This window comes from Falsiroseomonas oryziterrae (genome assembly GCF_021864505.1).
GTDB lineage: Bacteria > Pseudomonadota > Alphaproteobacteria > Acetobacterales > Acetobacteraceae > Falsiroseomonas > Falsiroseomonas oryziterrae.
Map to the genome: position 1 here is coordinate 1 of NZ_JAKJIB010000231.1, position 6,690 is coordinate 6,690.

The 6,690-nt window shown below is 71.2% G+C and carries 9 protein-coding genes; all 9 read right to left on the reverse strand.

All coding sequences use genetic code 11. From position 1 onward, the window contains the following. Nucleotides 1-858: glycosyltransferase family 2 protein (locus L2I40_RS16440; protein ID WP_237216277.1), on the reverse strand; the 858-nt coding region annotated here is incomplete at its 3' end. Nucleotides 859-962: 104 nt separating this feature from the next. Further along, complete coding sequence (gene grxD, locus L2I40_RS16445) at nucleotides 963-1,301, reverse strand: Grx4 family monothiol glutaredoxin (protein WP_237216278.1); 339 nt, start codon at nucleotides 1,299-1,301, stop codon at nucleotides 963-965. A gap of 25 nt (nucleotides 1,302-1,326) precedes the next feature. After that, complete coding sequence (locus tag L2I40_RS16450; RefSeq protein WP_237216279.1) at nucleotides 1,327-1,560, reverse strand: BolA family protein; 234 nt, start codon at nucleotides 1,558-1,560, stop codon at nucleotides 1,327-1,329. A gap of 29 nt (nucleotides 1,561-1,589) precedes the next feature. Continuing rightward, nucleotides 1,590-3,800: a phosphoribosylformylglycinamidine synthase subunit PurL gene (purL, locus tag L2I40_RS16455; protein WP_237216280.1), complete on the reverse strand. Its 2,211-nt coding sequence runs from the start codon at nucleotides 3,798-3,800 to the stop codon at nucleotides 1,590-1,592. A 324-nt stretch (nucleotides 3,801-4,124) separates the two neighbouring features. Continuing rightward, nucleotides 4,125-4,823: a phosphoribosylformylglycinamidine synthase subunit PurQ gene (gene purQ, locus L2I40_RS16460; RefSeq protein ID WP_237216285.1), complete on the reverse strand. Its 699-nt coding sequence runs from the start codon at nucleotides 4,821-4,823 to the stop codon at nucleotides 4,125-4,127. 28 nt (nucleotides 4,824-4,851) lie between these two features. Further along, nucleotides 4,852-5,082 carry a hypothetical protein gene (locus L2I40_RS16465; RefSeq protein ID WP_237216281.1) on the reverse strand — a complete coding sequence of 77 codons (231 nt, stop codon included), beginning with the start codon at nucleotides 5,080-5,082 and terminating at the stop codon, nucleotides 4,852-4,854. Between the two features lie 6 nt (nucleotides 5,083-5,088). Continuing rightward, nucleotides 5,089-5,328, reverse strand: coding sequence for a phosphoribosylformylglycinamidine synthase subunit PurS (gene purS, locus L2I40_RS16470; RefSeq protein ID WP_237216282.1), 240 nt, complete (start codon nucleotides 5,326-5,328; stop codon nucleotides 5,089-5,091). A 70-nt stretch (nucleotides 5,329-5,398) separates the two neighbouring features. After that, nucleotides 5,399-6,163: a phosphoribosylaminoimidazolesuccinocarboxamide synthase gene (gene purC / locus L2I40_RS16475; protein WP_237216283.1), complete on the reverse strand. Its 765-nt coding sequence runs from the start codon at nucleotides 6,161-6,163 to the stop codon at nucleotides 5,399-5,401. 189 nt (nucleotides 6,164-6,352) lie between these two features. Beyond that, nucleotides 6,353-6,690, reverse strand: a 338-nt coding sequence (locus L2I40_RS16480) for an anti-virulence regulator CigR family protein (RefSeq protein ID WP_237216284.1), incomplete at its 5' end; no start/stop codon positions are given.

Sequence of the window (6,690 nt, forward strand, 5' to 3'; positions counted from 1 at the left end):
GGGTGCGGCGGTGAAGGCGGCGCGGAGCTGCGCGAGCCCCTCCGCCTGCGCGCCGTGGCGGATCATCTCCCGCCCGACCACCCAGGCATTCTCCGCCTCGGCGCGCGCCTTGAGTCGCGCGAAGCGAGGGCCGAGGCGCGCGGCGAGGGCCGGGTTGCCCCAGATCGCCGACATGGCGGGCGCGAAGGCCTGCGGGTCGCGCGCCATGCGGCGATAGGCGCTGCCGGCGCGCTCGCGCACGAAGAGCAGCGGCGCGTCGCCGCCGACGCGCGCGAAGCGGCCGCGCAGTGCGAGCCGGATCCAGCACTCCCAGTCCTCGCCGTAGCGGATCGCGGGGTTGAAGCCGCCGGCCTGCGCAAAGGCACCGCGCCGGACGAGAAGGTGGCCGCCATTGGCCAGCAGGTTGCGCACCAGCAGCGGCTCCAGGATGTCGCCGTCCGGGAACGGGCCGGTCTTCACGCGGAGCGACCGATCGCCCGGGCGCGCCTGCTCGGGGACCGCGGCCCAGGGGCCGTAGGCGGCGACGGCGTCGGGCGCCGCGTGCAGCGCCGCGGCCAGACGGGCGAGCGCGTCCGGGGCAAGCCAGTCGTCGGCATCGAGGAAGAGCAGCGCCGCGCCGCGCGCCTCCGCGATGGCGGCGTTGCGCGCCGCGGAGACCCCGGCATTGGGCTGGCGCAGGATGCGGATGCGCGGGTCGCCCTCTGCGGCGCGCTCGGCCTCCCGCGCGGTGCCGTCGCGGGAGCCGTCATCCACCAGGATCAGTTCGAGATCCGGATGGGATTGCGCGCGGGCAGAGCGGACGGCGTCGCCCACGAAGGCGGCCACATCGAAGGCAGGGGTGACGATGGAGACGAGCACGCGGCCTGTGTTGCGCGCTCCCGTCCCGCGGTGAAATCAAGGTTGCGCGCGCGGGTTCCCGTGCCCTCTCCCGCTGGCGGGAGAGGGGCAGAAGGCGGGCGGGTTCAGGCGCCGGCCTTGGCCGCGACGCCCTTCTCCTCGAGCATCGACTGCAGCTCGCCCGACTGGAACATCTCGGTGACGATGTCGCAGCCGCCGACGAACTCGCCCTTCACATAGAGCTGGGGGATGGTCGGCCAGTTGGTGAAGCTCTTGATGCCCTCGCGCAGCGCCATGTCCTCCAGCACGTTGACGCCCTTGAAGGGCACGCCGACGTGGCTGAGGATCTGCACGACGCGCGCCGAGAACCCGCACTGCGGAAAGACGGGCGTGCCCTTCATGTAGAGCACCACCGGGTTCTCGGTGATCTCGGCCTGGATCTTGGCGTGGACCGGGTCGGTCATGGTCTGTGTTCCCTGGGGATGAGCTTCAGTCGGGTGCTTGCGTCTGGAGGGCGAGCGCGTGGAGCTGGCCGCCCATGCGGCCCTGCAGCGCCGCATAGACCAGCTGGTGCTGCTTGACCCGCGGGAGGCCCTTGAAGGCGGAGGAGACGACCTTGGCGGCATAGTGGTCGCCGTCGCCGGCCAGGTCCTCGATGGTGACCACGGCGTCGGGCAGGGCCGATTTGATCAGCGCCTCGATCTCGGCGGCGTTCATCGCCATTCAGCCAGGCTCCTGCGTCGCTCGGGCCGTCAGCCGACGGCCGCCATCAAGGCGGGCAGGGTCGCCTCATGCGCCGCCCGCAACCTCTCGACCGATATGGAGGAGCCGGGGCCCGCAACCAAGTCCCCGCCGCCCGAGCGGCCGATCCGGGCGGCCGGGACCCCCGCGGCGGCCGCGGCGGCCAGCAGGGTGGCGGTGTCGCGGACCGCCAGCACGTAGCGGCCCTGGTCCTCGCCGAACCACCAGGCATGCGCGGGCAGTTCGGGTGGCGGGGCGTCCAGGGTCGCGCCGCAGCCAGTGGCCATCGCCATCTCCGCCACCGCGACCAGCAGGCCGCCATCCGCCACGTCGTGGCAGGCCACGGCCTCGCCGGCCAGGATCCGCGCACGCACGAAATCGCCGTTGCGGCGCTCGGCGGCGAGGTCCACCGGCGGGGGGGCGCCTTCCTCCCGGCCCGCAACCTCGCGCAGCCAGAGCGACTGGCCGAGCCAGCCGCGCGTCTCGCCGACCAGCACCAGGTCGAGGCCCGGCTGCAGCGCGAGCCCCACGGCCTGCGCCGCATCCTCCAGCACGCCGACGCCACCGATCGCCGGGGTCGGCAGGATCGCGCGGCCATTTGTCTCGTTGTAGAGCGAGACGTTGCCGCTCACGACCGGGAAGTCGAGCGCGGTGCAGGCGGACGCCATGCCGCGCACGGCGGCGGCGAACTGGCCCATGATCTCCGGCTTCTCCGGGTTGCCGAAGTTCATGTTGTCGGTGATGGCGAGCGGCTTCGCGCCGACCGCGGTCAGGTTGCGCCACGCCTCCGCGACGGCCTGCCTGCCGCCTTCCTCGGGGTCGGCCAGGCAGTAGCGCGGCGTGCAGTCGGTGGTCATGGCGAGCGCGCGCTTGAGGCCTTCGAGCTTCACCACCGCCGCGTCGGCGCCCCCCGGGCGCTGCACGGTCTGGCCGCCGACGGTGCTGTCGTACTGGTCCCAGATCCAGCGCCGCGAGCAGAGGTCGAGCGAGCCGACCAGCTTCTCGAGCGCCGCGACGGGGCCGAGCGGATCGGCAATGTCGCGCGCGTCCAGCACGGGTTGCTTCGGCGTCTCCGCCGTCGGGCGGCGATAGAGCGGCGCCTCGGATTCCAGCGGTGCGAGCGGGATGTCGGCCTCGACGATGCCCTTGTGCCTGATGACGATGCGGCCGGTATCCGTCAGATGCCCGATCACCGCGAAGTCCAGTTCCCACTTGCGGAAGATCGCCTCGGCCTCGGCCTCGCGGCCGGGCTTGAGGATCATCAGCATCCGCTCCTGGGATTCGGAGAGCATCATCTCGTAGGCGGTCATGCCCGTCTCGCGCTGGGGCACATTGTCCAGCACGAGCTCGATCCCGACGCCGCCCTTGCCCGCCATCTCGACGGAGGAGCTGGTCAGGCCTGCGGCACCCATGTCCTGGATGGCGACGATCATGTCGGTCGCCATCAGTTCGAGGCAGGCCTCGATCAGCAGCTTCTCGACGAAGGGATCGCCGATCTGCACGGTCGGGCGCTTCTCCTCGGCGTCGGCGCTGAACTCGGCGCTCGCCATGGTGGCGCCGTGGATGCCGTCGCGGCCGGTCTTGGAGCCGACATAGACGACGGGGTTGCCGATGCCGGCGGCAGCGGAGAGGAAGATGCGGTCCTTCGGCGCGATGCCCACGGTCATGGCGTTGACCAGCGGGTTGCCGTTGTAGGCGGGGTGGAAGTTGACCTCGCCGCCCACCGTCGGGACGCCGACGCAATTGCCGTAGCCGCCGATGCCGCGCACCACGCCGTCGATGATGCGCGTCATGCGCGGCGCATCCGGCGCGCCGAAGCGCAGCGCATTGAGGTTGGCGATCGGCCGCGCCCCCATGGTGAAGACATCTCGGAGAATCCCGCCGACGCCGGTCGCGGCCCCCTGGTAGGGCTCGATGAAGCTCGGGTGGTTGTGGCTCTCCATCTTGAAGATGGCGGCGAGCCCGTCGCCGATGTCGATCACGCCGGCATTCTCGCCCGGCCCGTGGATCACCCACGGCGCCTTGGTCGGCAGCGTGCGCAGCCAGACGCGCGACGACTTGTAGGAGCAGTGCTCCGACCACATGACCGAGAAGAGGCCGAGTTCCGTCAGCGACGGCACGCGGCCGAGGATCGCGAGCACGCGGTCGTACTCGTCGGGCTTCAGCCCGAACTCGTCCGAGAGTTGCTTCGCGCGCGCCGGATCGAGGGAGACGGGAGGCATGGCGGTTTCTCGGCCGTGGCCGGCCGGATGTCCAGAGCGCCGGCGTGCGCGGAAGCCGTAACCGGACCGCTTTCCCGGCTCGATCCCCGTACGCTCGCCGGTTGAGGTTCGGGACGGGCTCCCGGATCCCCGACCGGCGCCGAGGGAGCCCTCGGCGGCCCGGCGCGTTGGCAGGCCGCAACCACGGAGGCGCTGCGCATGCTGAAGGGCGGACTGCTATGGCTTCTCGGGATCCCGATCCCGATTCTCATCATCCTGTGGCTGATCGGCGTCCTGTAGGCCCGGCCGGGCCGGCGGCCCGCCGGCGTGGCGGGCCGACGGCCGTCAGGCCGCGACCGCCGCTTCGGCGAGGCTGGTGAACATCGGCAGCCCGTCCGTCCCGCCCATCAGCGGGTCCACCAGGTCCTCCGGATGCGGCATCAACCCGCAGACGCGAAGGTTGGGAGAGAGAATGCCCGCGATGTTGTCGCGGGCACCGTTGCGGTTGGCGGCGTCGGTGACCTCGCCCGCGGGCGTGCAGTAGCGGAAGGCGACGAGGTTCTGGTCCACGAGGTGCCTGTGCGTCTCGTCGTCACAGAAGAAATTGCCGTCGCCATGCGCCATCGGCGCGCGGAACACGGCGCCCTGCTGCCACTGCGCGGTGAAGGGCGTGCCGGCGCGCTCGACGCGCATGTGGCAGTCCATGGAGAGGAAGCGGAGCGTCGCGTTGCGCAGCAGCGCGCCCGGCAGCAGCCCGGCCTCGCAGAGGATCTGGAAGCCGTTGCAGACGCCGAGCACATGGCCGCCGCGCGCGGCGAAGCGTGCGACCTCGCGCATGATCGGCGACTGCGCCGCCATGGCACCGCAGCGCAGGTAGTCGCCATAGGAGAACCCGCCCGGCAGCACGACGAGATCGGTGCCGGAAGGCAGCGCCGTCTCGCGGTGGAACAGCATGACGGGCTTGCGGCCCGTCGCGCGCTCCAGCGCGATGGCCATGTCGCGCTCGCGGTTGGTGCCGGGGAAGACGACGATCACGGCCTTCATCATGGCCTCCTGTTCCGCACCGGGACGCTTACCCGCCCTGCCAGATGCGCAGCCAGTTGAGTCCACCGACGATCGCGAGCGTCAGCACCACCGCGATGGCGGCTGCGGTCACCCAGCGGTCGACGCTGCGCTTGCCGCGCGCCAGGATGCCGACGCGCTTCTGCGCCGCCACCTGCGGCAGCCGTTCCTCGCGCCAGCGCAGGCCCATCGCGATCAGCACCGTCAGCACGACGACGAGGGCGATGCTGGCCTTCATCATGGCGGGTCAGGCGACCTCGACCCGGAAGCTCTCGATGACGGTGTTGGCCAGCAGGCGCCGCGCCATCTCCTCCGCGGCCGCCTTGGCCTTGGCGGGATCGGTCTCGGTCAGTTCCAGCTCGATGACCTTGCCCGCGCGCACCTCGCCGATGCCGGCGAAGCCGAGCCCCTCCAGCGCATGGCCTATCGCCTTGCCCTGCGGATCGAGCACGCCCGTCTTGGGCATCACGGTGACCTTCACCTTCATGGATTGGACATCCGATTCACGTCTCCGGTGCTCACTCGCTCCGCTCGCTGCGCCCTGCAACGATCGGATGTCACTGGACGGTCTCCGGTCCCTTCATGTCGCGCACGCCGGCCTCGGGCAGGATGCCGAGGCGGCGGGCGACCTCCTGGTAGCCTTCCTCGACCTTGCCGAGGTCGCGGCGGAAGCGGTCCTTGTCCATCTTCTCGCCGGTCTTGGCGTCCCACAGGCGGCAATTGTCCGGGCTGATCTCGTCGGCCAGGACGATGCGCATCTCCTCGTTCTCCCACAGCCGGCCGAATTCCAGCTTGAAGTCCACCAGCGTGATGCCGACGCCGAGGAAGAGGCCCGAGAGGAAGTCGTTCACGCGCAGCGTCAGCGCCACGATGTCGTCGATGTCCTGCGTCGAGGCCCAGCCGAAGCAGGTGATGTGCTCCTCGGACACCATCGGGTCGCCGAGCTGGTCGTTCTTGTAGTAGAACTCGATGATCGAGCGCGGCAGCCGCGTGCCTTCCTGGATGCCGAGGCGGGTCGAGAGCGACCCGGCCGCGACGTTGCGCACCACGACCTCGAGCGGGATGATCTCCACCTCGCGGATCAGCTGCTCGCGCATGTTGAGGCGGCGGATGAAGTGGTTCGGGACGCCGATCTCGGACAGCCGCGTCATCAGGTATTCGCTGATGCGGTTGTTCAGCACGCCCTTGCCGGTGATGGTGCCCTTCTTCTGGGCGTTGAAGGCGGTGGCATCGTCCTTGAAGTACTGGACGAGGGTGCCCGGCTCCGGACCCTCGAAGAGGATCTTCGCCTTGCCCTCATAGACCTGACGGCGGCGCGCCATGGATGGGGGAACTCCTGATCTGTGCCGCGCGCCCGGGTCGGCACCGGTGCAGCGCGCAACCGCGGGGCGCGCGCGCGCCCCGGGGGAAAAACCGCTGCGGCTATAGCAGGGGTCGCCCGGTCCCGCCACGCCACGGGCGGGCAGGGGGCATGCGGCCCCGGAAAGGCCACCCTCGGCGGCGGCGGCCCTTCAGAAGGCGCCGGAGAGGATCGCCGCCACCACGCCAGTCGTGACGGCGATCAGGACCAGGTCGTTGCCGATGATCGAGTAGCTGTAGCCGGGATAGGTCGGCAACCGGACCAGGAGGTCGGGCGGGACGGCGCGGCGCGCGATCCCGGGCGGCAGCGGCTTGCCCTGGGCCAGGCGGTTCCGCATGCCCGGGGGCAGGGGCTGGGCGACGAAGCCCGGCGAGCCTCCGAGCCAGAGCTGGATCGTGCTGCGCTCGGTGGTGCCCAAGGTCACCGCGCCGCCGCGGCCGCCGGGCCCGCCGGCAGCCTGGGGGCCGCCGCGGTCGGGCGGGCCACCGC